We start from the raw sequence: 24,008 nt of genomic DNA, 5'->3' as shown, positions 1-24,008 counted from the left end.
GTATAAAAATTGCTGCGGTACGCGCCTTCCCTTATTTTTCAGCCTGAGAATCGGTTAATGAAATACAACGGTGAAGTGTCATGTATCTGAGTCATTATAAATTTACCCGCCACCCTTTCAGGAGTGCGGTCCGCCCCTGCGGGAGCTTCTTTGCCGCTTACCACCAGGATGTCTTCGGCATGCTGGCGGAGAAATCGACCGTACCCGGCATTGCCGCGCTCTTCAGCGATGACGAAGATCTGCTGGCCACCTTCACCGGCCAGGTGCTGGCAAAGTCACCTGCCGGGGTTGCCATCAACGCGTTTCCGAAACTCAACGCCAAAGCCCTGCTGTATAAACTCAGCGCCAACGCAAAAGATGCCAATAACAGAATTCATGCCATTGATGCAGTGCTGCGCCAATGGCATGAAAAATACCCTTCCTGCAAAAAAAACGGCCTGGTGCTGGCTATCGCCGCCACCCAGTCGATGCGGGATAATTGCTGGGAAACTCTGGGCATGCTGCTGTCCCGCGCGCAGGAGTGCAATCTGTCGCTGACGCTGGTGCTGACCGGCACTCCCGATCAGGAAGCTCGCCTGATGAATCACTCCGGTCTGGCGTCCCGGGTCCATACCCGCCATACCCTACGCCCGCTGACCTGCCATGAGACCCTGAGCTATGTTACGGCGCAGGCGGAGGCGTGTGGTGCCGGGGCATCCCCCTTTACCCCGGCCCGTGTACGCCGGATGCACGCCCTGACCAAAGGGTCGGTGAGCAAACTGAACACCCTGGCGCACCTGTCGATGCTGGCGGCCTGGACGGAGCGCGCCGCAGTGGTGGGGCCACGCCATTTACGTCTGGCGGCAGGCGAAGTGCTGCCGCGTAAAACCCACAGCAAAACGCTGGCGACGGTCGGTCTGTTCGCCAGCGTGCTGTTTGCCGCCTGCGGTTGGTACTTCTCTCCCGCCATAACCGCAACCTTGCCAGTGCAGCCGCCCATCCCCGCGAGCTGGACGCAACCGCGCCCTGTCCTGAAAGCGCCGGTCCAGCCGGCGATCGAGAAAGAGGTGGTGAACGCGCCGGATGCCATGCATCAGCTCTATACCATGTGGGGGTACGATCCTTCCGCCGAGGAGGCGCTCTGCCAGAATGCCGCCCGGGTGAATCTCGCGTGTAAGCAGGGTAACGCCCCGCTGCCGACGCTGGAAAAAGAGGGCTACCCGTGGATAAGCGAACTGAAAACCGGGGATCACCTGAACTATGCCGTGGTGGCACGGGTAGGAGCAAACTCCCTCGATCTGCTGATGAATAATCGCACCTGGCAGGTGAAGCGAAGCTGGTTCACTGCCCATGCCACCGGGAACTACACCTTACTGCACCGTCTGACCCCGGCCGGGAAAGATGAGATCAACGCCACCAGCAGCGGCCAGGATCTGGTTTGGTTTGATACGCAGCTCAGCCAGGCGTTGCATGAGCCAGGCACGCATACCCAAGCCTGGACGCATGAGCTGGAGAAGCGGACCCGCGAATTTCAGTCTGTTGCGCAGTTAAACGTTGATGGCATACCGGGTGAAGATACCCTGATGCAGTTGATGCGTTTCAATAACACCACCCCTGCCATATTGACGCCGGTTTCAAAGACCACGCCGCAAACCCTGGCGCAAGGAAAAGCACGCTAATGTCCACGATTTGCCTGGCTGCGCAGCGCAGCTTCCAGACCGGTGAGGCGGTCTGGTTCTCTTACCGTCTCCCCTCACTGAACACAATGCTGGTCAGAACGCTGGCAAGCTTATGTTGCCTGTTTGCGCTGCTGGCCGCGGGCCTGTATGCCCATATTTACTGGAATCTGCGTCACCCGGCCCCTGCGCCAAAACCGGTGAGCGTCGCGCAGCCTGACACGCAGCTTTCGGATATGCATTATGTTTACGTGTCGAAACCCTTCCCGACACCAAAAGTCAGTCACCCGGAATACAGCGCGCCTTTGCCGCCGCCGGGGGATCCGTTGATGATGGACAGCGAGCCTGACTGGCAGCAAGCCCCGGACAGTGACAGTTCCGCCAGCCCTTTATCCGACTCGCATGACGTTCCGCCGGAAACCGGCTCACTCTCATTAAAGGAACGGCTTATGGAAGCGCTTAAAGAACAACAGCAGGATTATTCGCAGGGAAAAATACCGCAGGACCCGGTTGATGAGACACAAACCAGCGCTTTGAATGGCGAAAACGTAATAAATCAGACGGCGGCGTTTAAAACAGAAAAAATATCTGCGCAAGGAATAAAAAAATCTCCATCGGCGTTAACCCATGGAGATTCGGAGAAGGATGTTCAGTAACGTTCCGGTAGGCTGCTGATGTTTATCAATTTGCCTTTTTCCACCACAATGTACTGACCTTTTTTCAGGTCGGAGAGAATTTTTATAATGGTGCTACGCGCCAGGTTGGTGTATTCCTGAATATAGTCATAAACATTAATATCGCGATTCTGGTAGAGAATAAGATCATTAATTTCCAGAAGAAATTCGCGCACCACGGAATAGGCGCTGCGGGCAACCAAAACATCGTCCCGCTTACTCAGAATATCAATATACCAGACCAGAATTTGGCTAAATTCGAGCCAGAGATTGTTTTCACTGATGATGCGCTCAAATTCCTCTCTTTTGATGGTGCGAATAACGCTGGTATCGCGGGTAATACCATACATATGAGACGCCCGGTTATAGACAGCGGAGACCCCTAAAAAGCCCGCATGACGCATGGTGAACATGCTTAACTCATCGGAACGTCGGCGAATTTCGATTTCACCGCGGATCAGGATGTGAACATAATTGGTATCTGCAGTAATGACTTTCTGCCATTTTTTCAGTGTTTTTTCAGGATAATCAGCCGTGGCAGCGATAATCGCGTCTATCGCTTTTTCCGGGCGACTATTTCTACTGTAAATATTTAACATTAGTATGCCTGTTTCATTTTTTTTAGAGTAAATGGAACCCCTGCAACAGCAATGTCGCAACTGATAAATGAGGTCCGATTCAAATAAATTAAGACGATAACCTGGGGGAAAATTACTCTCTAATATTTTTAAGTGGCTAACTTGATTAGCAAGCTATGCGTCTATATTAAATGTGGGTAATTTTAAGTCAATTAACTAAAAATGAATTGGTAATGTACTTAAGATTAATCTTAAGTCAAAAACAAATACTCATAAGTGAGTAGTTTTTTTTAGGTTATTTTTGTCCGTATTTTTCCAGCAGAGCTTCTGCAATGGCTATTGTTTCTTTATCAGAAACACCACTCCATAATTTTGATCGGAAATGCATCTGAAACGCCATAATAATACGTTTCTGCTGCGCCAACGATATATTATCCGGCACATCGTAACCGTATCGGGAAAGCAGATTAAGCAGCGTGGCAGTGTCCGCAGGCTCATAAGGAGGCTGTCCGTTCAGATAAAACGCGACCCGGTCAGGATCGGGCCAGGCACCAATGCCCTGCTGCGCCAGCGCCTGCCATGGGAACAGCGGCCCCGGATCGTCTTTGCGCTGAGGCGCGATATCCGCATGGGCTACTACGTTCTGTGGCTTGATGTCATAGCGCTGGATAATGTCCTTCGCCAGCGGGATCAGGGCGGCAATCTGCGCCGGTTCAAACGGCGCGAAGCGTTTCTCATCGCCGCGCTTTTGCCAGCCGCGGTTTTCCAGCTCAATCCCAATCGAGGTGTCATTAATACGGGTAGCGCCGCGCCAGTAGCTCACCCCGGCATGCCAGGCCAGATCGCGCTCCGGCACCAGCTGCCAGATCCGCGGCTTGCCGTTGTGCTGCGGCGGGATCGCCGGGATCAAATAGTGGGAGCTGACGTTTTTATCGGTCAGGGTGGCGAGAGAACTGTCAAAGTCGTCGGCGGTATAGTGGATCACCAGCACCTTGATACGCGGGTAGGCCGCCTGGGCCTGCCGTCGGGTATCCAGCTCATAGGCACCTTTATCCACGACGCCTTTTTCTGACGCACAGCCTGCCAGCAGCAGCGCCAGCAGGAGAGGCGCAAGCGCGTGCTTCATCGGCGGGTTTTCACTGCCGTACCGCTGACGCTGACCATCAACATGCTGGCGTCTTTGCCGACGGTCTCGTAGTCGATATCGATCCCCACGACGGCATCCGCGCCCAGGGCCTTCGCCTGCTCGCCCAGCTCTTTAAAGGCGATGTCACGGGCTTTACGCAGCTCTTTTTCATACGCGCCAGAGCGGCCGCCGACGATATCGCGGATACCGGCAAAAAAGTCGCGGAAGATATTGGCGCCGAGAATGGCTTCGCCGGTCACCACGCCGCAGTATTCGCTGATCGGCTGCCCTTCCAGAGTGGGGGTGGTAGAAAATTGCATCTTCGTCTCCTTGTTGCGCGTTAAGTGCAGGACCCGGCCCATCAGGCGTTTATTGTTGAAGGCAGTTTGGACACGGACAGCGCGGAACAACCGGAGCGTACACGTAGTACGTGAGGATTGTGAGCACTGGCAAGGTCCAAAATGGCGAATAAAATAGCCTGATGGGCCGGGTCTAAGCGTATAAGAACAAAACCATTATCTCTTCGTTACGCTATCATTTAAAGGTTAGTTAATTATTGCAGCCTCATAAGGAAATCAACATGCGCTATTCTGCTTTGACGCTTTTAGTGCCTTGCGCGCTGCTGCTCAGCGCCTGCACCACCCCGGTCACCCCGGCTTTTAAGGATATCGGTACCCGCAGCGGCAGCTGCATTACTGGCGGCCCGGATGCTGTGGCCCAACAATTCTATGATTACCGCATTTCGCACCGCAGCAATGACTTCACCGCGCTGCGCCCGTATCTGAGCGATGACCTGGCGATGCTTCTCAGTAATGCCAGCCGCGATCCGCAGCATCAAAACCTGCTGAAAGACGATCCTTTCTCCAGCCGCAACATTGCGCCGCAAAAAGCTGAAGTCTCCAGCGCATCCACTATTCCGAATACCGATGCGCGCAACATTCCGCTGCGGGTGAAACTGACGCAGGGCAGCGAGACCTGGCAGGATGAAGTGCTGATGATCCGCGAGGGTCAGTGCTGGGCAGTTGATGACGTGCGCTATCTCGGCGGCACTGTCCACGCCCCGGCAGGCACCCTGCGCCAGTCCATTGAAAAACGCTAAACAGTCACGCTTAACCGCCCGTCAAGCAGGGAAAACCCCGTAAAATGTCTGGCATTTCGTGAGGAATGCCGACATTTATTCTCGCCGCCCAGACCATCCGCTATTTTGTGCTATGTTTAGGTATAGATACGGTTTATATTTAACTTTTAACGCAGAAATATTGCATAACTATTCTGCCGACGGTACTATTTGCGGCCTCAATTGCTATAGATTGCCTGGATGAGTAAAGACTGCCCCGATGAGTATTCAACTAAACGGCATTAACTGCTTCTACGGCGCACACCAGGCGCTGTTCGACATCACACTGAATTGTCCTGAGGGCGAAACGCTGGTGCTGTTAGGCCCAAGCGGGGCGGGTAAAAGCTCGCTGCTTCGCGTCCTCAATCTGCTTGAAATGCCGCGCTCCGGTACGCTGGATATCGCCGGTAATCACTTTAATTTTGCCAAAGCGCCGTCTGAAAAAGCGATCCGCGATCTGCGCCAGAACGTCGGGATGGTCTTCCAGCAATACAATCTTTGGCCGCACCTGACCGTGCAGCAGAACCTGATCGAGGCCCCGTGCCGCGTGCTGGGCCTCTCCAAAGAGCAGGCGCTGGCGCGTGCCGAGAAGCTGCTGGAACGTCTGCGCCTGAAGCCCTACAGCGATCGTTATCCGCTGCACCTCTCTGGCGGTCAGCAGCAGCGTGTGGCCATTGCCCGCGCGCTGATGATGGAGCCTGCGGTGCTGCTGTTTGATGAACCGACCGCCGCGCTGGACCCGGAAATCACTGCCCAGATCGTTAGCATTATTCGCGAGCTGGCGGAAACCAATATTACTCAGGTGATCGTGACGCACGAAGTGGAAGTGGCGCGTAAAACCGCCAGTCGTGTGGTCTATATGGAAAACGGTCATATTGTTGAGCAAGGGGATGCGAGCTGCTTTGCCCAGCCGCAGACCGACGCGTTCAGAAATTATCTGTCTCACTAATCGAATCGAGAGAACGACAATGAAAAAAATAGTGATTGCCGCCCTGCTTGCCAGCGTTAGCCTCTCTGCCACCGCTGCCGAAACCATTCGTTTCGCCACCGAAGCCTCCTACCCTCCGTTTGAATCAATGGATGCGAACAACAAGATTGTGGGCTTCGATGTGGATCTGGCTAACGCCCTGTGTAAAGAGATCGACGCCACCTGTACTTTCTCGAATCAGTCTTTCGACAGCCTGATCCCGAGCCTGAAATTCCGCCGTATTGATGCGGTCATGGCCGGTATGGATATCACGCCAGAGCGTGAAAAGCAGGTTCTGTTCAGCACCCCGTATTACGAGAACTCTGCCCTGTTCATCGGTCAGAAAGGCAAATATGCCTCTATTGATGCGCTGAAAGGCAAGAAAGTGGGCGTGCAGAACGGCACCACCCATCAGAAATTCATTATGGATAAGCACCCGGAAATCACTACCGTGCCTTACGACAGCTACCAGAACGCCCGTCTGGATCTGCAGAATGGCCGTATTGATGCCGTCTTTGGCGATAACGCGGTGGTCACCGAATGGCTGAAGGCCAACGACAAGCTGGCTGCGGTTGGCGATAAAGTGACGGATAAAGATTACTTCGGCACCGGTCTGGGTATTGCTGTGCGTCAGGGCAACACCGCGCTGCAGCAGAAATTCAACACCGCGCTGGAAAAAGTGAAGAAAGATGGCACGTACGATTCCATCTATAAAAAATGGTTCCAGAAGTAAGATCTGATGAACGAAATTTTTCCATTAGCAAGCGCCGCCGGGATGACCGTCGGCCTTGCCGTTTGTGCGCTGATTATCGGCCTGGTGCTGGCGATGATCTTTGCCGTGTGGGAATCGGCTAAGTGGCGACCTGTCGCCTGGACCGGCTCTGCACTGGTGACCCTTCTTCGTGGCCTGCCGGAAATTCTGGTGGTCCTGTTTATCTATTTCGGCTCCTCGCAGCTGCTGCTGATGCTGTCGGACGGCTTTACGCTCAATCTGGGCGTGGTGCAGATCCCTATTCAGATGCAGATCGAAAACTTCGATGTCAGCCCGTTCCTGTGCGGCGTGATCGCCCTCTCCCTGCTCTATTCCGCCTATGCTTCGCAGACTCTGCGCGGCGCACTGAAAGCGGTGCCGGTAGGCCAGTGGGAGTCCGGCCAGGCGCTGGGACTGTCGAAAACGGCGATCTTCTTCCGTCTGGTGATGCCGCAGATGTGGCGTCATGCCCTGCCGGGGCTTGGCAATCAGTGGCTGGTGCTGCTGAAAGATACCGCGCTGGTGAGCTTAATCAGCGTTAACGACCTGATGCTGCAAACCAAAAGCATCGCCACCCGTACCCAGGAGCCCTTTACCTGGTACATCGTGGCGGCGGCCATCTACCTGGTGATCACGTTGCTCAGTCAGTACATTCTCAAGCGTATTGACCTGCGTGCGACGCGTTTTGAACGGAGACCAGGCTGATGCTGGATTACTTACCCGAACTGATGAAAGGGCTGCACACCAGCCTGACGTTGACCGTCGCCTCGATTATCGTGGCGCAGGTGCTGGCGTTGATTTTCACCATCATCCTGACGCTGAAAACGCCGGTACTGGTGTGGATTGTCCGCGGCTATATCACCCTGTTTACCGGCACACCGCTGCTGGTGCAGATCTTCCTGATTTACTACGGCCCGGGCCAGTTCCCGACGCTACAGGAATATCCGGTGCTGTGGCATCTGCTCTCCGAGCCGTGGCTGTGCGCCCTGCTGGCCCTGTCGCTGAACAGCGCCGCCTATACCACCCAACTGTTCTACGGGGCCATTCGCGCCATCCCGGACGGGCAGTGGCAGTCGTGCGGTGCGCTGGGGATGAGCAAGAAAGATACGCTGGCGATCCTGCTGCCGTACGCCTTCAAGCGCGCCCTCTCTTCGTACTCTAACGAAGTGGTGCTGGTGTTCAAAAGTACCTCCCTGGCCTACACCATCACCCTGATGGAGGTGATGGGTCACGGACAATTGCTGTACGGACGCACCTACGATGTGATGGTGTTTGGTGCCGCCGGATTGATCTACCTGGTGGTCAACGGCCTGCTGACGCTGCTGATGCGTTTAGTTGAGCGTAAAGCGCTGGCCTTCGAACGCCGCAACTAAGACTGCATACATTGTGATTACTCAAGGCGGGCAAGTCTAACGACCACCCGCCTTTTTTTATGAACCAAGTAATACTTAATCATTTTTATTGCATACAAATTCATTCAATGGCATTGTAACTCCCAGCCGCAGACACGGCACATAATGACAAGATTGACAGACGGGAGCTTCACAATGAAAAAGTTAGTTCTGGCCGCTTTACTGGCAACCTTCGCCGCAGGCGCTTCTGCCGCCGATAAAATCAACTTCGGTGTTTCTGCTACCTATCCACCGTTCGAGTCACTGGATGCCAGCAACCAGATCGTCGGGTTTGATATCGACCTGGCAAAAGCGCTGTGTACCCAAATGCAGGCGGAGTGCACCTTTACTAACCACGCCTTTGACAGCCTGATCCCGTCCCTGAAATTCAAAAAATATGACGCGGTGATCTCGGGCATGGATATCACCCCGGAGCGTAGCAAGCAGGTTGCCTTTACTGACCCGTACTACGCTAACTCCGCAGTAGTGATCGCCAAAAAAGGCCAGTACACCTCCTTTGAGCAGCTGAAAGGCAAGCGCATTGGCATGGAAAACGGCACCACGCACCAGAAATACCTCCAGGATAAGCACCCGGAAGTAAAAACCGTGGCGTACGATAGCTACCAGAATGCGATTATCGACCTGAAAAATGGCCGTATCGATGGCGTGTTTGGCGACACGGCGGTGGTGAACGAGTGGCTGAAAACCAACCCGCAGCTGGGCACCGCAACGGATAAAGTGACCGACCCGCAGTACTTCGGCACCGGTCTGGGCATTGCCGTACGCCCGGATAACAAAGCCCTGGTAGAGAAACTGAACGGCGCTCTGAAAGCCATTAAAGCAGACGGCACGTATCAGAAAATCAGCGACCAGTGGTTCCCGCAATAAGATTTTTTGCCCGCGGGCGGCTATGCCTTACCCGGCCGGTTTGAGATTTGCATGCCGGGTAAGCGTCAGCGCTACCCGGCATGGCTCACAGCGGCACAAAGAAGCGAAAACAGGCTCCGTGCGCCGCCTCCATCAGCCTGATCCCGCCGCCGTGCAGCTCCAGCATCCTTTTGACAATCAACAGCCCCAGCCCACCGCGATTATCCCGCGATGCCTGCTGACTCAGCGCTGAAGGCCGCATGAACAGCTGATCCCGGAGATGTTCATCGACGCCCGGCCCGCTGTCATTCACCTCCACCTGCAACTGCTCCCCCTCCAGCCACACCTTCAGCCCAATTTCGCCGCCTGGCGGCGTATGACGAATGGCGTTATCCAGCAGGTTGGTCACCACCCGCTCGATCATCGACAGATCGGCGTTGATCATCGGCAACTGGCGCGGCACGTCGATATGCAGCCGGAGCTGACGGGTCTCCACCGCCAGGTCAAACTTTTGCGCCACGTCGGAAATCAGCTCCCCGATGGCAAAGCGCTCCCGCTGCGGCTTGATGCTGCCATGCTCAAGACGCGCCAGCTCAAACAGCTGCTGGGACAGATGACGCACTTTATGCCCCTGACGCAGGGCAATAGCGAGATAGTGCTGCGTCTCCTGCGCCGAAAGCGTGCCGGATTTGAGGGACAGCGTTTCCAGATACCCCAGCAGCGAGGTCAATGGCGTGCGCAGATCGTGGGAGATATTGGCGATAAACTCCCGGCGCTGCCGGTCGCTGTCGGCCAGCTGATCCCACTGGCTGGCAATCTGCTGCGCCAGCTCGATAAAGGTGTTACGCAGCAGGGCCACTTCGTCAGACGGGGCGGCCTGCGGGGGCTGGGCGGCCAGCTGCTTGATAACGTGCATACTTTCCCGATCGAGGCCACTCACCTCGTCGGTTAACTGCTTCACCGGCCGGGTGACCCAGTACCAGACCAGCCCCCCCGCCAGCGCACCAAAAAGGGCTACCAGCAGCAGCGACCAGAGCACCGTGCTCCAGAGCGTTTTTTGCCACGCCTGCTCCGCCAGTGCGTTCAGCTCTTCTCCCTGCAAGATGATATACAGATAGCCGCGCAGTACGCCGTCCTGATGCAGCGGCACGGCACTGAAGACCTTCTCGCCCGTCAGGGTGCGCGGGTCGTCCCCGTAGACCGGCATCATCCCGCCGCTGAGAAACTGCTGAACCGGCGCAACGGCGAGCTTCTGCCGTTTGATATGCCCCGGCGGGGCGGCATCCGCGAGGATCTGTCCGTCCGGGGAGAGAATGTAGAGTTCCACACTGGGGTTAAAGGTCATCAGCCGATCGAACAGCGGCTTGAGCCGGGTGCGATCGACCTGCCCCTGGGCATCCAGCAGTGTTTCGCGCTGGGCGATGTGCTGCGCCAGCCCGCCGGAGAGACGCTGCACCATGGCGTTACCGTACTGCATGCTGGTCCAGAGCTGCACCGCGCAGGCCACCGCCGCACAGCCCGTCAGCAAGAGGATAAACAGCAGGGTCAGGCGGCGCGTCATTCTGCCTCCCGGGCAAACCGGTAGCCTTTACCCCACACGGTGCGGATCACCTCCGGCTCGGCGGCATCTTTTTCAATTTTTACCCGCAAGCGGTTGATGTGGGTGTTGACGGTATGTTCGTAGCCTTCATGCTGATAACCCCACACCTGTTCGAGCAGGGCCAGCCGGGAGAAAACCTCCCCGGGATGACGGGCGAAAAAGTAGAGTAAATCGAACTCACGCGGCGTGAGATCCACCACCTCGCCGCGCAGCTGGACGCTGCGGGCCAGCGGGTCGATGGTCAGGCCGTGGGCGGTGATAAGCCCGGATGTCTGCTGGCCCATCGCCTGCTGACGGCGGAACAGCGCCCGAATCCGCGCCACCAGTTCCTGCACCGAGAAGGGTTTGGCGAGGTAATCATCGGCCCCGGTTTCAAGGCCCAGAATGCGCTCGGTTTCGCTGCTGCGGGCGCTGATGATAATCACCGGAAGGTAGTGGTCACGCTGGCGGATCGCCCGGCAGAGGGTCAGTCCGTCAACGTTGGGCAGCATCAGATCGAGGATCACCGCATCCCAGTGGGTTTGCCCGAGCAGGTGCAGCGCCTTTTCCCCGTCTGCCTCGTGGGTGATCACATAACCTTCGTCTTCTAAATTGAGGCGCAGTAACGCGGCGATATCGCCATCGTCCTCCACCAGCAGGATCTGCTTCATCGGTCAGCCTTATTCAATCTTAACAGGTAAAGCTTACCCGATTTCCGGGGCGGGAAACGTTCACATTTTGTTTAACATTGTGCGGAGGTGCCCTCGCCACGGCGCTCTCCCACAGGGAGAGCGCAAGCGCAGCATCGCCGGGCAGTGGCTCAACGCTTAATTAACAGCGTCAATACTTCGTAGTGCGCGGTGTGGGGGAACATATCGAACAGCTGAACGCGCGCAACGCAATAGCCCGGCAGGGCGTGGAGATCTTTCGCCATCGTCTGCGCATTGCAACTGGAGTAAATAATAAACTGCGGGGCCATCTGGCTCAGGTAGTCGCACAGCGCCTGGCCGATGCCGCGACGGGGTGGGTTAACCAGCACCAGATCCGGCACGTTGTCCTGGCCGGTGGCAAACTGCGTTGAATCGAGCGCCTGAAAATGCAAATTGGTTAACCCCAGCTCGGTGGCTGACTGCGTGGCGCAGGCGATCGCCTCGGCAGAGATTTCAATCCCGGTCAGCTTCATCTGCGGCGTGGCGCAGTGCAGGCCAAAGCCGCCGACGCCGCAGAACAGATCCCACATATGGTTGACCGGCAGCTGTCGCACCCAGTCGCGCGCGGTGGCATAGAGCTGGCTGGCAACGGTCGGGTTGGTCTGGAAGAAGCTCTTCGGGCGGATCCACAGCGGCACGTCGTTGAAGCGTTCCGCCAGCGCCTGGGCGCCGGTGAGGAAGATCTCTTCGTCCCCTTCCATGATCGCCATATGTACCGGCTGAATGTTCGCGGTAATCACCGTCAGCTGCGGTAACTGCTGTTGCAGCCACGGCAGGGCCGCACGCAGTTGGGGCAGCTTAGCCTGCGAGCGCAGCACGAAGCGCAGCATCATCCCGCCATCACGCTGGCTTTCCGTCAGCAGAATGTACTTCAGTTCGCCGCGCTTGCGTTCCACGTTGTAGGGGGTCAGACCCGCGCGGGCAATAAAGGGTTTCAGGGCGGCAAAGACCGGGGCGAACGAGGCTGGATAGAGCGGACAGTCGGTGAGATCGACAGGCGTGCCATCCCGGTGCAACATGCCGAGCAGCGGTTTCTCGACGCTGCCGCTGACCACCATTTTGGCTTTATTGCGAAATGCCTGTTCCGGCCCGCTGACGGGCGCGCACCACTCAGCCACCGGCAGGCCAGACAGTAAAGTCTGCAGGTCGGCCATTTTGGCGGAAAGTTGAGAAGAGACCGGCTGTTCTATCCACTGACAGGAGCGACAGCGACCGGCGTCATAGAGTGCGCACTGCATAACGAAACCTTAATACGTCTGGGGGCAGCGATTATACACGTTATTGCAGACGGAAAAACCGTCGGCTGGCGGCCGGAACAAACAGCAGGCCGAGCACCAGCAGGTCGGGCAGCTTTTGCATCACCAGGGTATGGAAGATCTCGCGTTTTGACTCGCCGGGGATGCTGAACAGTTCAGGATAACCGTAACCCAGCGACGCGGCCCACAGATAGCCGGTAGCTACCACCTGGGTCAGGAGGTAGATGAGCCGCGCCCAGTTACGCCCTTTCACCAGCGAAAAAGCGCAGTAAATTTCTATAAACACCAGCATCAGGCTGGCGAAAAAGACCAGCGTCAGGTTCCATGTCTGGACACTGCGGTGAATGAACTCCCCCATGCCGCGCACGCCCAGGGTATTGAAAATCATGAATACATCAAGGCAGCGGATCATAATAATGGCGAGCGCCGCCACCTGCACCAGAGCAGGAACATTCAGACGGGCATGTGACTGACTTGTTTTACTGAAAAATCCCAACGTGATGTCTTCCATGAAACGATGCCGCGATAACGCGGCATCTCATTTACGCCTGTGCAGATTTTAGGAGCTTCAGCCGCGTCTTGCACGTTGGATATCGCGCTGGCGCTGTTTTTCAGAACGCGCCATCAGATACCAGGCAATCAGCCCGATAATGCCCACCACGCCGAGAATGATCGTTGCGAGGGCGTTGATCTCCGGGTTAACCCCCATGCGCACGCTGGAGAAGACCAGCATCGGCAGCGTGGTCGCTCCCGGGCCAGAGACGAAACTGGCGATCACCAGGTCGTCCAGCGACAGGGTAAAGGCCAGCAGCCAGCCGGAGACCACCGCCGGCATAATCATCGGCAGGGTGATGATAAAGAACACCTTCAGCGGCGTGGCGCCCAGATCCATCGCCGCCTCTTCAATGGAGTGATCCAGCTCGCGCAGGCGCGAGGAGATCACCACTGCAACATAGGCGGTACAGAAGGTGACGTGGGCCAGCCAGATGGTCAACATGCCGCGATCCGACGGCCAGCCGATGGCGTGACCCATGGCGACAAACAGCAGCAGCAGTGACAGGCCGGTGATCACGTCGGGCATGACCAACGGAGCGGTGATCATAAAGGCAAAACCGTTGGCTCCGCGAAAGCGCCCAAAGCGCACCATGACCACGGCGGCGATGGTGCCGAGGATCACCGCCATCGTTGCCGCACAGGCGGCAATGGTCAGGCTTAACCCCACGGCGCTGATCATCGCCTGGTCGTGGAACAGCTCGCCGTACCAGCGCGTTGACCAGCCCGCCCACACCGTCACCAGCTTCGAGCTGTTGAAGGAGTAGATCACCAGCATCAGCATCGGGGCATACAGGAACGTAAAGCCGAGCACCAGGATCAGGATCCGCCACGGAGAGCGCACTACCGGTAAGTTGTTCATCCATGATCTCCCATCTGTTTCTGCTGGTACTTGTGGAACCACATGATCGGCACGATCAGCAGGAGCAGCATCACGATCGCCACCGCCGAGGCCACCGGCCAGTCGCGGTTGTTAAAGAACTCCTGCCACAGCACGCGGCCAATCATAATGCTGTCCGGGCCGCCGAGCAGTTCCGGGATCACGAACTCCCCCACTGCCGGGATAAACACCAGCATCGATCCGGCGATAATCCCGCCTTTGGTCAGCGGCACAATCACGGTGAAGAAGGTTTTTAGCGGACGGGCACCGAGATCAAGCGCTGCTTCCACCAGCGAATAGTCGATGCGCGTCAGGGCGGTGTAGATCGGCAGCACCATAAAGGGCAGATAGGCGTACACGATGCCGATATAGACCGCCAGGTTGGTGTGCAGAATGGTCAGCGGCTGATCGATAACCCCCAGCCACAGCAGAAAGTTGTTCAGCACGCCGTTGTTTTTCAGGATCCCCATCCAGGCATAAACGCGGATCAGGAACGAGGTCCAGGAGGGTAAAATCACCAGTAGCAGCAGGATATTTCGCGTCGAGGGCTTGCTGTGCGCCACTGCCCAGGCCAGCGGGTAGGCCAGCAGAAGACAGCAAATCGTCGAGATGCCCGCCACCTGCAACGACTGTAGATAGGCCTCAAAATAGAGCGGATCGTCGGTCAGTTGCAGGAAGTTACCCAGGTTGAGCATGATCGACAGCTGACTGTCCCCCCACTCCACCAGGTCGCTGTAGGGCGGGATCGCCCGCGCCATCTCTGCCAGGCTGATTTTAAACACAATCAGGAACGGCAGCAGGAACAGCAGGATCAGCCACACGTAAGGGAGGGCGATCACCAGCTTGCGGCCGTGGGCCATCTGCATCCGCGTCAGCCAGCTGGTATCAATGCCCGCCGCTACGCGGGTCGCAGGTTCAGGTTTGCTCATCGCCGTTCCTTATACCGTCAGTACAACGCAGCTGTCTGCTTCCCAGCACAGACGCACTTCGTCGCCCCAGGTCGGCAGCCCCTTGCGGTAGCGCCAGGTGTTCTGCAGCTGGGCGCTGATCATCTGGCCGCTCTTCAGCCGGACGTGATAAATGGAGAGATCGCCGAGATAGGCAATATGTACCACCTCCCCCACCGCAAAGTTGTAACCGTCGGCCGGGGGTGCATCGCACAGGGTGATTTTTTCCGGGCGCAGCGCCACGTATACCGGCACGTTGTCCACCACCGAGTTGTCGGCGGCAACCTTTAGCGGGTGAATAAGCCCCGGCGAGTCGATCACCAGGCCGTCTTCTTCCCGCGCTTTCAGCAGCCCTTCAAACACGTTGATTGAGCCGATAAATTCGGCGCTGTAGCGGGTAGTCGGATGCTCGTAAATCTCTTCCGGCTCCCCTATCTGCACAAACTTGCCGCGGTTCATGATCGCGATGCGCCCGGCCATGGTCATGGCCTCTTCCTGGTCGTGGGTGACCATCACGCAGGTCACGCCCACGCGCTCCAGAATATCCACCACTTCCAGCTGCATACGGTCGCGCAGTTTTTTATCCAGCGCGCCCATCGGCTCATCTAACAGCAGCAGTTTGGGGCGTTTCGCCAGGCTGCGGGCCAGGGCCACACGCTGACGTTGCCCGCCCGAGAGCTGATGCGGCTTGCGCTTTGCAAACTCCTGCATGTGCACCAGGCTCAGCATTTCGGCCACGCGGGTGGCGATCTCGGCTTTCGGCATTTTGTCCTGCTTCAGGCCAAAGGCGATGTTCTGCTCCACGGTCATGTGCGGGAAGAGCGCGTAGGACTGAAACATCATATTGATGGGACGCTGATACGGCGGCACGTGGGAAAGGTCGACGCCATCAAGCATAATCTGCCCGGCGCTGGGCTGTTCAAACCCGGCCAGCATACGCAGCAACGTCGATTTCCCGCAGCCGGATGGGCCAAGCAGGGCAAAAATTTCGCCTTTATAAATGGTCAGGCTGGCATCATCCACGGCATTCTGACCATCAAAGGATTTGGTCAGGTTGCGGATTTCCAGCAGCGGGGTCAGCGCTTTACGGGTTTTCGCCTGCGGGCGGGGGATCGCGTCGTTCACGGGGTGCTCTCCGGCATCAATCAAACTGGTGCAAACGCACCATCAGGGTGCGTATCGCCGGGCACACGCTTGCGCTGCCCGGCGTACATCACATCGTTATTTACCGCTTTTCACTTTCGTCCACGCACGGGTACGCACGCGGTCGATTTTCGGCTCCTGAACGCTCAGGGTGAACATTTTGGCGCGCACGTCAGCCGGTGGATAGATCCCCGGGTTATCACGCACTTCGGCGCTGACAAGGCTGGTGGCCTCTTTGTTGCCGTTGGCATAGAAGACGTGGTCAGAGATGTGGGCAATAACATCCGGGCGCAGCAGATAGTTCAGGAACTGATAGGCTTCGTCTTTGTTTTTCGCATCGGCTGGCATCGCGAAGACGTCAAAGAAGGCCATCGCCCCCTCTTTCGGGATTGAATAGGCGATATTCACACCGTTTTTGGCTTCTTTGGCGCGATTAGCCGCCTGCAGAACATCCCCTGCCCAGCCGATGGCTACACAGATGTCGCCGTTCGCCAGATCGTTAATGTACTGAGACGAGTGGAAATAACGGATATTAGGACGCAGCTTCAGCAGCAGGTCTGTTGCCGGGCCGGTGTAGTCATCCGCTTTGGTGCTGTTCGGATCTTTGCCGAGGTAATTCAGGACGGTGGCAAACACCTCTTCCGGGGCATCGAGGAACGACACGCCGCAGCTTTTCAGCTTCTCGAGGTTCTCTGGCTTCAGCACCAGGTCCCAGCTATTTACCGGGGCATCGGCACCCAACACCTGTTTCACTTTGTCGACGTTATAGCCGATGCCCGTGGTGGCCCACATATAAGGCATCGCGTATTTGTTTTCCGGGTCGTGTTTGGCGATAAGCTTCAGCAGCTCGGGATCGAGGTTTTTCCACTCCGGCAGTTTGCTTTTGTCCAGCGGCTGGAACACGCCAGCAGAGAGCTGACGCTCAAGGAAGCTGGCTGACGGTACCACCAGGTCGAAGCCGGTGCTGCCCGCCATCAGTTTGCCTTCCAGCACTTCGTTGGAGTCGAAGACGTCGTAAACGACTTTAATCCCGGTCTCTTTTTCGAAATTCGCCACCGTGTCCGGGGCAATATAATCAGACCAGTTATAGATATGCAGCGTTTTTTGTTCCGCCGCAAGCGTGCCGGCAGAGACCGCCATCAGAGCACCTGCAACCAGACCCGATAACCATTTTTTATGTAAAGCGATCATAGCGTTAATCCTTCTGAAAGCGCGTTAACAAACGCGCCAAAAATGAACACTCTTAACCTATGCAAGAAACGTGCATAATTTATCACTCTGCATGCAGCAGAAGATGTTACTCAGGTGGCGGTATCTGCTCGCATTTAACAGCATCGCAAGAATAAACTGTAGCTTGTCTCCGTAGCTATAGCTCAGATTAAAAAACGCCTTTTAACAATTTTTTATGCAGGAAGTGTCTATGTGATAAGCCGATTTGCCGGGATGGCGGTGAATAATTCTTTAAAGGAAGGTTAAATCCAGCAGAAACGAGGGTGTTATGCAGCCGCCACGACAGCGACTGCCTAAAAGTCAGACAGCTTTAGTGCAGAAAATTGCCCGCAGATTCAGGCTGCTCAGCGCCCTCTTCGGCGTTGTAGAGCAGTTGATGGGCGCTGGCTTCAAGCATCACCATGGAGATCTGCTCTTCGCTCTGCTGGATGAACGCCGCGAACTGCGGGAAAGTCAGCCCGACGGTGGCGTTGAAAGACTGGCAAACCACCAGCTTTGGCAGATTATCATCCTGTATATCGAGAAATGCTTTCACCGTCAAAGAACTGGCATTGATGGCAGATAAATCCGATGCTAAGGCCAGTAATGCCGAGGGTTTGACCTCTGCCAGCGCGGAAAAAAGAATGACGTCATTAATCAGATCGAGCTTGGCATCAAACACACCGTCAAAGTTTTGCATGTGCGGCAGGTGCAGCGCCTGGCAGGTGTCGCATTCAAAAAAGCTGACGCCCATGTTGTCGAGCCAGTGACGCAAAGTATCAAGTGTCGGTACAACGAGTGAATCCATAACGGTGGAACCCCTTAAAAAAATAGTGCCTGTGCCAGGCGACGTTTGCGTGGCAGGTCAGTTATCCGCCCGTTTTCAGGCAAAACTCCGGCGTGGCCTGACGCTCTATCCAGCCGATCATCTTCCCGGCTATGTCAATCCCGGTGGTTTTCTCAATGCCTTCCAGCCCCGGTGAGGCATTCACTTCCATCACCAGCGGCCCGCGATCGGCACGTAAGATATCGACCCCGGCAACATCCAGCCCCAGCGTCTGCGCGGCCAGCAGCGCAATCTCCCGCTCGCGCGCGGTGATCTCTACCACCCGGGCAACACCGCCCCGGTGCAGGTTGGAGCGAAAATCGCCCTCTTTGGCCTGGCGCTCAATGGCCGCGACCACTTCATCCCCCACCACCAGGCAGCGAATGTCGCGCCCTTTGGCCTCCTGAATGTACTCCTGCACCAGAATATGCGCGTTCAGGCCGCGAAAGGCATCAATCACGCTCTCTGCCGCCTGGCGGGTTTCGGCCAGCACCACGCCAATCCCCTGGGTGCCCTCTACCAGCTTGACCACCAGCGGTGCCCCGCCCACCATCTCGATCAGATCGCTGGTGTCGTCGGGCGAATGGGCAATACCGGTGATCGGCAGGTCGATCCCCTGACGGGCCAGCAGCTGCAGGGAGCGAAGTTTGTCGCGCGCCCGGGTAATGGCCACGGATTCATTCAGCGGATAACTGCCGAGCAGTTCAAACTGGCGCAGCGCGGCGGTGCCATAAAAGGTGATTGCCGAGCCAATGCGCGGGATAACCGCGTCGAAATGCGGCAGTTGACGCCCTTTATAGTGAATGGAGGATGCCGCCGGACTGATATTCATATAGCAGGACAGCGGATCGAGGATTTCTACATGATGGCCACGCTGCTCTGCCGCTTCACGCAGGCGTTTACAGGAAAAGAGCGTTCCATCCCGGGACAATATGGCAATTTTCACCCTGCACCTCTCAGACATAATCCGGTAAAAGCCTGCGTATCATACACGCAGGCAGGCGCAGGATGAATGGACTTATCGTGTAGCCCAGCCCTGTTTATGCAAATAATCGAGAATAAACGGACGGTTTTCCTTGATGATGGTGCGGCGGATATGGTCGCTCCAGGTATCACGGCGGTTATTGGTCGCGCGGCTGAGATAGTAGTTCGCCAGCTCCTCGTCGTACTGCGCCAGCACCTCTTTATCGACCGGCTGGTAGTGGTTTTCATGCACCACCATCGCCGCTGGCAGGCGCGGCTTGACGTCCGGGTTATCCGCAGGCCAGCCCAGGCACAGGCCAAACAGCGGCAGAACGTGCTTCGGCAGCTGCAGCAGCTCGGTCACGGCCTCAATACTGTTGCGGATACCGCCAATATAAACGCCACCCAACCCCAGCGACTCTGCCGCCGTCATCGCGTTTTGCGCCAGCATCGCGGTATCCACCACGCCGAGCAGCAGTTGTTCTGCCAGGCCAAGCTGCGCCTCAGGACAAATTTGCAGATGGCGGTTGAAGTCGGCGCAGAACACCCAGAACTCCGCCGCCTCGGCAACGTGCTTTTGCCCGCCGGTGAGGGTCACCAGCTGTTCACGCATCGCCGGGTCGGTGATGCGGATAATGGAGCTGCACTGCAGGAAGCTGGAGCTGGAGGTGCCCTGCGCACCGGCAATAATGGCTTCGCGCTGCGCATCGGTGATAGGTTCCTGGGTAAAATGGCGGATGGAGCGGTGGGAACGTAACAGATCAATTACTGGCGTCATCTTGTCTCTCTTTACGGCGTTACTGACATTTCGCCAGTATAGGCAAAGAAAATGAGGCTGTAATTGGCCAAACATAGCCTGAAGGTATCAATGTAACAGGCAGAACCTGCTTTCCATTACCGATAGTTATCGGCAATATAGTGTCATTCGCCGTCGGGCTTAGTTTCAGGAGAGAGAAAATGTTTGCAGTAATTTTTGGACGTCCGGGTTGCCCTTACTGTGTGCGCGCAAAAGATCTGGCAGAAAAACTGACCGCTGAGCGTGAAGATTTTAACTACCGCTACGTGGACATCCACGCAGAAGGTATCTCTAAAGCCGATCTGGAGCAGACCGTAGGTAAGCCGGTTGAAACTGTTCCGCAGATCTTCCTCGACCAGACCCACATCGGCGGCTTTACCGATTTTGAAGCCTATGCCAAAGAGCACCTGGGCCTGTTCGCTGCCCAGTAATCCTTTCACGCCCTCACTCTGAGGGCGTTTTTACTCTCACGCGGCGGTGCTTCAGCGCCCGGCGCACAAACAGAAAGAACAACGCTCCTAACGCACACCAGAAAACGCCGCTCAGCAGCCAGGCCAGTTCCTGCAGGATGCTGCGTGACGAAATAAAGATCATCCGCATCACCACCAGGCAGACCGGCGCGGCGAGTATCGCCCCCATCAGCGGCCTGATCACCTCTCCACCACGGGAGAAGAAGCCCGCAGCGATACCGGGTAAGATGAAGAAAAGTAGCCCAAGCCCAGGGTACCCCGAAGAAATAAACGCCCCCCTCACCTGGTACATCAGACAGATGCAAACTGCGGTAAACAGTAAAAAGCAGCAAGCCACGCCAAACCAGTTACGTTTAATATTCAATCTATCCCCCTGCCATTGCGGGCAAATACTTTTTCGTCCGATGGACGCCAATTAGTTGAGTCACCCGGCCTTCCTTGCCAAAATCACCGGGTCTTAACGTCACTGCTATCATTGGGTGATATCTGTTAAAAATTCACTAATAGTTTGATATTACTTTGTGGGATATATTATGATATGCGATCAGGAGTGTCTTAACTCCTGTTATTACAGCGCAAACAGTAGCCTAAATATCCCACCCCTTCAACCACTTACTGGTAAACGAAAAGTTATCCTCCGTGAACATAAACGTCGCAGAATTGTTAAATGGGAATTACATCCTGTTATTATTTGTGGTACTGGCTTTAGGTCTTTGCCTGGGGAAATTACGTCTCGGGTCAATCCAACTCGGTAATTCTATTGGCGTTTTAGTCGTTTCATTATTATTAGGCCAGCAGCATTTCAGTATTAACACCGATGCCCTGAATCTGGGCTTTATGCTGTTTATTTTTTGTGTCGGCGTTGAAGCTGGTCCCAACTTTTTTTCTATTTTCTTCCGCGACGGTAAAAATTACCTGATGCTGGCGCTGGTGATGGTTGGCAGTGCCCTGTTAATCGCGCTGGGTTTAGGCAAGATCTTTGGCTGGGATATTGGCCTGACGGCGGGCATGCTGGCCGGGTCGATGACCTCCACGCCGGTGCTGGTCGGTGCCGGGGATACGCTGCGCCATCTTGGGCTGGATAACGCCCAACTGTCACTGGCGCTGGATCACCTGAGCCTTGGCTATGCCCTGACCTATCTGATCGGTCTGGTGAGCCTGATTGTGGGCGCGCGCTATTTACCGAAATTACAGCATCAGGATCTGCAGACCAGCGCCCAGCAAATCGCCCGCGAGCGCGGTCTGGACACTGACATCAAACGCAAAGTTTATCTTCCGGTGATCCGCGCCTACCGTGTCGGCCCGGAGCTGGTGGCCTGGGCCGACGGTAAAAATCTGCGTGAGCTGGGCATCTATCGCCAGACGGGCTGCTATATCGAACGTATTCGCCGTAACGGCATTCTGGCCAACCCGGACGGCGATGCGGTGCTGCAGATGGGCGATGACATCGCGTTGGTGGGTTACCCGGATGCGCACGCCCGTCTCGATCCGAGCTTCCGCAACGGCAAAGAGGTGTTCGACCGCGACCTGCTCGACATGCGCATCGTCACCGAAGAGATTGTGGTCAAAAACCACAATGCCGTTGGCCGCCGTCTGGCACAGCTCAAGCTGACCGACCACGGTTGCTTCCTCAACCGGGTGATCCGCAGCCAGATTGAGATGCCAATCGATGACAACATCGTGCTGAACAAGGGCGATGTGTTGCAGGTGAGCGGCGACACGCGCCGCGTGAAAACCGTCGCTGACCGCATCGGCTTTATCTCCATTCACAGCCAGGTGACCGATCTGCTGGCGTTCTGCGCCTTCTTTATCGTTGGCCTGATGATTGGGATGATCACCTTCCAGTTCAGCAACTTTAGCTTCGGCATTGGTAACGCGGCGGGCCTGCTGTTCGCCGGGATCATGCTCGGCTTCCTGCGAGCCAACCACCCCACCTTCGGCTACATCCCTCAGGGCGCGCTGAACATGGTGAAAGAGTTTGGCCTGATGGTGTTCATGGCGGGCGTCGGTTTAAGCGCGGGCAGCGGCATTGGTCACAGCCTGGGCGCGGTGGGCTGGCAGATGCTGGTGGCCGGGTTGATCGTCAGCCTGGTACCGGTGGTGATCTGTTTCCTCTTCGGTGCCTACGTGCTGCGCATGAACCGCGCCATGCTGTTTGGCGCGATGATGGGGGCGCGTACCTGTGCCCCTGCGATGGAAATCATCAGCGATACCGCACGCAGCAACATCCCGGCGCTGGGCTATGCCGGCACCTATGCCATCGCTAACGTGCTGTTAACCCTGGCGGGGACCTTGATCATCATCATCTGGCCGGGGCTGGGGTAAGGGAGAAATTTGCGCAACGGCGAAAAAATTTCGCTAAGTGCAGAACTTTTCTGTCAGATGTCAGTCATAACTATTGCCACTGCTTTTCTTTGATGTCCCCAATTTGTGGAGCCCATCAACCCCGCCGTTTTGGTTCAAGGTTGATGGGTTTTTTGTTGCCTGAATTTTACCACCCATCGAATGAAACACTTACACCACCGCTTTCCCTTGTTGGCTACAAAGTGGCGACAATGCTTTAAACTGGCAGCAAAATCTTCACCTTAAGCCGTTTCAATCGCGTGCAACAATTCAACCAAAGCAACAGCGCCAACATCATCCCAGCGCAAATAACTCGATAAAGAACTTGTTCCTGAATCCCTTCCTAAAACTTTCTGACAGATAGCCTGATGATCGGCTGATGCGGAAACCCAAACGGCCCCGCCCTGATGGCAAAAGTAAGTAGAACCTTTCAAACCATCCCTCTGAATACGTTTCTTCCAGGTATCCACCTGCTGCGTTGTTACTCTTAAACTCATATTAGCCACTACGTAAATCAACTCATCACAGCCAACGATCCCTTAAAATACCAGGAATCAATCAGCGCGGAGAATCTCAGTGTTTAATTTTTATCCTGACAAAACATTCAGCAGAACAGAAGTCATGAGCCAACCAACACCTGTTCCTGCAATCAACGGTGTCTATTTCTGGTGGTTCAAAGAAATCCCTCCAGGCGTACCGACGGAAGATTGCCTCACTCAGGATGGGTACACATTGCTCTATGTCGGTATCTCACCTGATAAAAAGGGAAAACCCAACAGTCGCGCTAACCTTAAAACACGCATTAAAACGCATTACAGCGGCAACGCAGAAGGCTCGACACTCAGACGTTCGCTAGGGGTTTTACTTGCACTGGAAAGCAATTATCCGCTCCGCCGGGTTGGTTCAGGAAAAAGAACGACGTTTACCCATTTAGGTGAGCAATGGCTTGACCAGTGGATGGAAGAGAATGCAAAAGTTTACTGGGTCGCACATGAAGAACCCTGGTTACTTGAAGAAATTCTTATTGGCAGTATCTCACTGCCATTAAATATTCAAGGAAACAACCATCCTTTTAAGCCAACCCTTTCAGCCATGCGTAGTAAGGCAATGAAGGAAGCCAAAATAATGGAGATCGCAGATGAAACAGGATTTAGCAGAAGTAAAGTTGCAGAGATTATAGAGCAAGCTACGCAAGTAAAATGAAACAG

The 24,008-nt window shown here is 55.8% G+C and carries 27 protein-coding genes; 11 read left to right on the top strand and 16 right to left on the bottom strand.

The window, feature by feature from the left end; all coding sequences use genetic code 11:
• Positions 1 to 80 precede the first annotated feature (80 nt).
• The gene (locus ACF8PE_RS07620) at positions 81 to 1,658 is read left to right on the top strand and encodes a peptidoglycan-binding protein (RefSeq protein ID WP_392494735.1); all 1,578 of its coding nucleotides are present in this window, start codon (positions 81 to 83) and stop codon (positions 1,656 to 1,658) included.
• On the top strand, positions 1,658 to 2,311 hold the full coding sequence (locus ACF8PE_RS07615; RefSeq protein ID WP_392494734.1) for a hypothetical protein: 654 nt from the start codon (positions 1,658 to 1,660) through the stop codon (positions 2,309 to 2,311). Before ACF8PE_RS07620 ends, ACF8PE_RS07615 begins: the two co-directional genes overlap by 1 nt.
• On the opposite strand, the gene ACF8PE_RS07610 is transcribed toward ACF8PE_RS07615, so the two are convergent.
• The 3 genes from ACF8PE_RS07610 to ACF8PE_RS07600 form a co-directional block, all read right to left on the bottom strand.
• On the bottom strand, positions 2,305 to 2,928 hold the full coding sequence (locus ACF8PE_RS07610) for a helix-turn-helix domain-containing protein (RefSeq protein WP_077227480.1): 624 nt from the start codon (positions 2,926 to 2,928) through the stop codon (positions 2,305 to 2,307). The two genes, ACF8PE_RS07615 and ACF8PE_RS07610, sit on opposite strands and share 7 nt — an antisense overlap.
• Before the next feature lie 274 nt (positions 2,929 to 3,202).
• Positions 3,203 to 4,033: an N-acetylmuramoyl-L-alanine amidase gene (locus ACF8PE_RS07605; RefSeq protein ID WP_130589105.1), complete on the bottom strand. Its 831-nt coding sequence runs from the start codon at positions 4,031 to 4,033 to the stop codon at positions 3,203 to 3,205.
• Complete coding sequence (locus ACF8PE_RS07600) at positions 4,030 to 4,353, bottom strand: heavy metal-binding domain-containing protein (protein WP_032617291.1); 324 nt, start codon at positions 4,351 to 4,353, stop codon at positions 4,030 to 4,032. The genes ACF8PE_RS07605 and ACF8PE_RS07600 overlap by 4 nt, the downstream gene beginning before the upstream one ends.
• A 260-nt stretch (positions 4,354 to 4,613) precedes the next feature.
• Here ACF8PE_RS07600 and ACF8PE_RS07595 point away from each other — a divergent pair, with 260 nt between their 5' ends.
• The 6 genes from ACF8PE_RS07595 (at position 4,614) to artJ (ending at position 9,147) form a co-directional block, all read left to right on the top strand.
• Positions 4,614 to 5,132 carry a lipoprotein gene (locus ACF8PE_RS07595; protein WP_032617290.1) on the top strand — a complete coding sequence of 173 codons (519 nt, stop codon included), beginning with the start codon at positions 4,614 to 4,616 and terminating at the stop codon, positions 5,130 to 5,132.
• 238 nt (positions 5,133 to 5,370) lie between these two features.
• Entirely contained in the window at positions 5,371 to 6,099 is a 729-nt protein-coding gene (artP, locus tag ACF8PE_RS07590; protein WP_059308406.1) for an arginine ABC transporter ATP-binding protein ArtP, read from the top strand.
• 19 nt (positions 6,100 to 6,118) lie between these two features.
• Positions 6,119 to 6,850, top strand: coding sequence for an arginine ABC transporter substrate-binding protein ArtI (gene artI, locus ACF8PE_RS07585; RefSeq protein WP_032617288.1), 732 nt, complete (start codon positions 6,119 to 6,121; stop codon positions 6,848 to 6,850).
• A 6-nt stretch (positions 6,851 to 6,856) separates the two neighbouring features.
• Positions 6,857 to 7,573 carry an arginine ABC transporter permease ArtQ gene (gene artQ / locus ACF8PE_RS07580; RefSeq protein WP_032617286.1) on the top strand — a complete coding sequence of 239 codons (717 nt, stop codon included), beginning with the start codon at positions 6,857 to 6,859 and terminating at the stop codon, positions 7,571 to 7,573.
• Entirely contained in the window at positions 7,573 to 8,241 is a 669-nt protein-coding gene (artM, locus tag ACF8PE_RS07575) for an arginine ABC transporter permease ArtM (RefSeq protein WP_392494733.1), read from the top strand. Before artQ ends, artM begins: the two co-directional genes overlap by 1 nt.
• Positions 8,242 to 8,415: 174 nt before the next feature.
• The gene (gene artJ, locus ACF8PE_RS07570; RefSeq protein ID WP_032617283.1) at positions 8,416 to 9,147 is read left to right on the top strand and encodes an arginine ABC transporter substrate-binding protein ArtJ; all 732 of its coding nucleotides are present in this window, start codon (positions 8,416 to 8,418) and stop codon (positions 9,145 to 9,147) included.
• An 85-nt stretch (positions 9,148 to 9,232) separates the two neighbouring features.
• Here the strand turns inward: artJ and ACF8PE_RS07565 are convergent, their stop codons facing one another.
• From ACF8PE_RS07565 to nfsA, 11 genes are all read right to left on the bottom strand, one after another.
• Positions 9,233 to 10,687, bottom strand: coding sequence for a sensor histidine kinase KdpD (locus ACF8PE_RS07565; RefSeq protein ID WP_032617282.1), 1,455 nt, complete (start codon positions 10,685 to 10,687; stop codon positions 9,233 to 9,235).
• Positions 10,684 to 11,376: a response regulator transcription factor gene (locus ACF8PE_RS07560; protein WP_392494732.1), complete on the bottom strand. Its 693-nt coding sequence runs from the start codon at positions 11,374 to 11,376 to the stop codon at positions 10,684 to 10,686. Before ACF8PE_RS07560 ends, ACF8PE_RS07565 begins: the two co-directional genes overlap by 4 nt.
• Positions 11,377 to 11,525: 149 nt before the next feature.
• Positions 11,526 to 12,653, bottom strand: a complete 1,128-nt coding sequence (rlmC, locus tag ACF8PE_RS07555; protein WP_392494731.1) for a 23S rRNA (uracil(747)-C(5))-methyltransferase RlmC — start codon at positions 12,651 to 12,653, stop codon at positions 11,526 to 11,528.
• Between the two features lie 40 nt (positions 12,654 to 12,693).
• Entirely contained in the window at positions 12,694 to 13,182 is a 489-nt protein-coding gene (locus ACF8PE_RS07550; RefSeq protein WP_032617278.1) for a YbjO family protein, read from the bottom strand.
• 57 nt (positions 13,183 to 13,239) lie between these two features.
• Complete coding sequence (gene potI, locus ACF8PE_RS07545; protein WP_032617277.1) at positions 13,240 to 14,085, bottom strand: putrescine ABC transporter permease PotI; 846 nt, start codon at positions 14,083 to 14,085, stop codon at positions 13,240 to 13,242.
• Positions 14,082 to 15,032: a putrescine ABC transporter permease PotH gene (gene potH, locus ACF8PE_RS07540; RefSeq protein ID WP_032617276.1), complete on the bottom strand. Its 951-nt coding sequence runs from the start codon at positions 15,030 to 15,032 to the stop codon at positions 14,082 to 14,084. The genes potI and potH overlap by 4 nt, the downstream gene beginning before the upstream one ends.
• 9 nt (positions 15,033 to 15,041) lie before the next feature.
• Positions 15,042 to 16,175, bottom strand: coding sequence for a putrescine ABC transporter ATP-binding subunit PotG (gene potG, locus ACF8PE_RS07535; protein WP_032617274.1), 1,134 nt, complete (start codon positions 16,173 to 16,175; stop codon positions 15,042 to 15,044).
• A gap of 96 nt (positions 16,176 to 16,271) precedes the next feature.
• Positions 16,272 to 17,384, bottom strand: a complete 1,113-nt coding sequence (potF, locus tag ACF8PE_RS07530; protein ID WP_059308409.1) for a spermidine/putrescine ABC transporter substrate-binding protein PotF — start codon at positions 17,382 to 17,384, stop codon at positions 16,272 to 16,274.
• 349 nt (positions 17,385 to 17,733) lie between these two features.
• The gene (locus ACF8PE_RS07525) at positions 17,734 to 18,210 is read right to left on the bottom strand and encodes a YbjN domain-containing protein (RefSeq protein ID WP_032617271.1); all 477 of its coding nucleotides are present in this window, start codon (positions 18,208 to 18,210) and stop codon (positions 17,734 to 17,736) included.
• Positions 18,211 to 18,271: 61 nt separating this feature from the next.
• The gene (rimK, locus tag ACF8PE_RS07520) at positions 18,272 to 19,174 is read right to left on the bottom strand and encodes a 30S ribosomal protein S6--L-glutamate ligase (RefSeq protein WP_032617270.1); all 903 of its coding nucleotides are present in this window, start codon (positions 19,172 to 19,174) and stop codon (positions 18,272 to 18,274) included.
• A 72-nt stretch (positions 19,175 to 19,246) separates the two neighbouring features.
• Positions 19,247 to 19,969 (bottom strand): oxygen-insensitive NADPH nitroreductase, encoded by a 723-nt coding sequence (gene nfsA / locus ACF8PE_RS07515; RefSeq protein ID WP_103791975.1) that lies wholly within the window; start codon positions 19,967 to 19,969, stop codon positions 19,247 to 19,249.
• Positions 19,970 to 20,148: 179 nt separating this feature from the next.
• Here nfsA and ACF8PE_RS07510 point away from each other — a divergent pair, with 179 nt between their 5' ends.
• Complete coding sequence (locus ACF8PE_RS07510; protein WP_032617267.1) at positions 20,149 to 20,418, top strand: GrxA family glutaredoxin; 270 nt, start codon at positions 20,149 to 20,151, stop codon at positions 20,416 to 20,418.
• Between the two features lie 13 nt (positions 20,419 to 20,431).
• Here the strand turns inward: ACF8PE_RS07510 and ACF8PE_RS07505 are convergent, their stop codons facing one another.
• Positions 20,432 to 20,821, bottom strand: a complete 390-nt coding sequence (locus tag ACF8PE_RS07505; protein WP_032617266.1) for an inner membrane protein YbjM — start codon at positions 20,819 to 20,821, stop codon at positions 20,432 to 20,434.
• A gap of 275 nt (positions 20,822 to 21,096) precedes the next feature.
• Between ACF8PE_RS07505 and ACF8PE_RS07500 the strand changes: the two genes are divergently transcribed.
• Positions 21,097 to 22,782 carry an aspartate:alanine antiporter gene (locus ACF8PE_RS07500; protein ID WP_032617265.1) on the top strand — a complete coding sequence of 562 codons (1,686 nt, stop codon included), beginning with the start codon at positions 21,097 to 21,099 and terminating at the stop codon, positions 22,780 to 22,782.
• Between the two features lie 260 nt (positions 22,783 to 23,042).
• Here the strand turns inward: ACF8PE_RS07500 and ACF8PE_RS07495 are convergent, their stop codons facing one another.
• Positions 23,043 to 23,306, bottom strand: coding sequence for a hypothetical protein (locus tag ACF8PE_RS07495; protein ID WP_127472139.1), 264 nt, complete (start codon positions 23,304 to 23,306; stop codon positions 23,043 to 23,045).
• Positions 23,307 to 23,421: 115 nt separating this feature from the next.
• On the opposite strand from ACF8PE_RS07495, the gene ACF8PE_RS07490 reads away from it, so the two are divergent.
• The gene (locus ACF8PE_RS07490; protein WP_051916122.1) at positions 23,422 to 24,003 is read left to right on the top strand and encodes a GIY-YIG nuclease family protein; all 582 of its coding nucleotides are present in this window, start codon (positions 23,422 to 23,424) and stop codon (positions 24,001 to 24,003) included.
• Positions 24,004 to 24,008: the final 5 nt, after the last annotated feature.

This window comes from Leclercia sp. GLN_9 (genome assembly GCF_043105735.1).
GTDB classification, from domain to species: Bacteria; Pseudomonadota; Gammaproteobacteria; order Enterobacterales; family Enterobacteriaceae; genus Enterobacter; species Enterobacter adecarboxylatus.
Note: the sequence above shows the minus strand (reverse complement) of the source record. Positions and strands in the feature narration are given on the sequence as shown.

Bases quoted from the DNA above. Each gene is read 5' to 3' on its own strand.
- ACF8PE_RS07620 (WP_392494735.1), top strand. From the start codon at position 81: ATGTATCTGAGTCATTATAAATTTACCCGCCACCCTTTCAGGAGTGCG.
- ACF8PE_RS07615 (WP_392494734.1), top strand. From the start codon at position 1,658: ATGTCCACGATTTGCCTGGCTGCGCAGCGCAGCTTCCAGACCGGTGAG.
- ACF8PE_RS07610 (WP_077227480.1), bottom strand. From the start codon at position 2,928: ATGTTAAATATTTACAGTAGAAATAGTCGCCCGGAAAAAGCGATAGAC.
- ACF8PE_RS07605 (WP_130589105.1), bottom strand. From the start codon at position 4,033: ATGAAGCACGCGCTTGCGCCTCTCCTGCTGGCGCTGCTGCTGGCAGGC.
- ACF8PE_RS07600 (WP_032617291.1), bottom strand. From the start codon at position 4,353: ATGCAATTTTCTACCACCCCCACTCTGGAAGGGCAGCCGATCAGCGAA.
- ACF8PE_RS07595 (WP_032617290.1), top strand. From the start codon at position 4,614: ATGCGCTATTCTGCTTTGACGCTTTTAGTGCCTTGCGCGCTGCTGCTC.
- artP (WP_059308406.1), top strand. From the start codon at position 5,371: ATGAGTATTCAACTAAACGGCATTAACTGCTTCTACGGCGCACACCAG.
- artI (WP_032617288.1), top strand. From the start codon at position 6,119: ATGAAAAAAATAGTGATTGCCGCCCTGCTTGCCAGCGTTAGCCTCTCT.
- artQ (WP_032617286.1), top strand. From the start codon at position 6,857: ATGAACGAAATTTTTCCATTAGCAAGCGCCGCCGGGATGACCGTCGGC.
- artM (WP_392494733.1), top strand. From the start codon at position 7,573: ATGCTGGATTACTTACCCGAACTGATGAAAGGGCTGCACACCAGCCTG.
- artJ (WP_032617283.1), top strand. From the start codon at position 8,416: ATGAAAAAGTTAGTTCTGGCCGCTTTACTGGCAACCTTCGCCGCAGGC.
- ACF8PE_RS07565 (WP_032617282.1), bottom strand. From the start codon at position 10,687: ATGACGCGCCGCCTGACCCTGCTGTTTATCCTCTTGCTGACGGGCTGT.
- ACF8PE_RS07560 (WP_392494732.1), bottom strand. From the start codon at position 11,376: ATGAAGCAGATCCTGCTGGTGGAGGACGATGGCGATATCGCCGCGTTA.
- rlmC (WP_392494731.1), bottom strand. From the start codon at position 12,653: ATGCAGTGCGCACTCTATGACGCCGGTCGCTGTCGCTCCTGTCAGTGG.
- ACF8PE_RS07550 (WP_032617278.1), bottom strand. From the start codon at position 13,182: ATGGAAGACATCACGTTGGGATTTTTCAGTAAAACAAGTCAGTCACAT.
- potI (WP_032617277.1), bottom strand. From the start codon at position 14,085: ATGAACAACTTACCGGTAGTGCGCTCTCCGTGGCGGATCCTGATCCTG.
- potH (WP_032617276.1), bottom strand. From the start codon at position 15,032: ATGAGCAAACCTGAACCTGCGACCCGCGTAGCGGCGGGCATTGATACC.
- potF (WP_059308409.1), bottom strand. From the start codon at position 17,384: ATGATCGCTTTACATAAAAAATGGTTATCGGGTCTGGTTGCAGGTGCT.
- ACF8PE_RS07525 (WP_032617271.1), bottom strand. From the start codon at position 18,210: ATGGATTCACTCGTTGTACCGACACTTGATACTTTGCGTCACTGGCTC.
- nfsA (WP_103791975.1), bottom strand. From the start codon at position 19,969: ATGACGCCAGTAATTGATCTGTTACGTTCCCACCGCTCCATCCGCCAT.
- ACF8PE_RS07510 (WP_032617267.1), top strand. From the start codon at position 20,149: ATGTTTGCAGTAATTTTTGGACGTCCGGGTTGCCCTTACTGTGTGCGC.
- ACF8PE_RS07490 (WP_051916122.1), top strand. From the start codon at position 23,422: ATGAGCCAACCAACACCTGTTCCTGCAATCAACGGTGTCTATTTCTGG.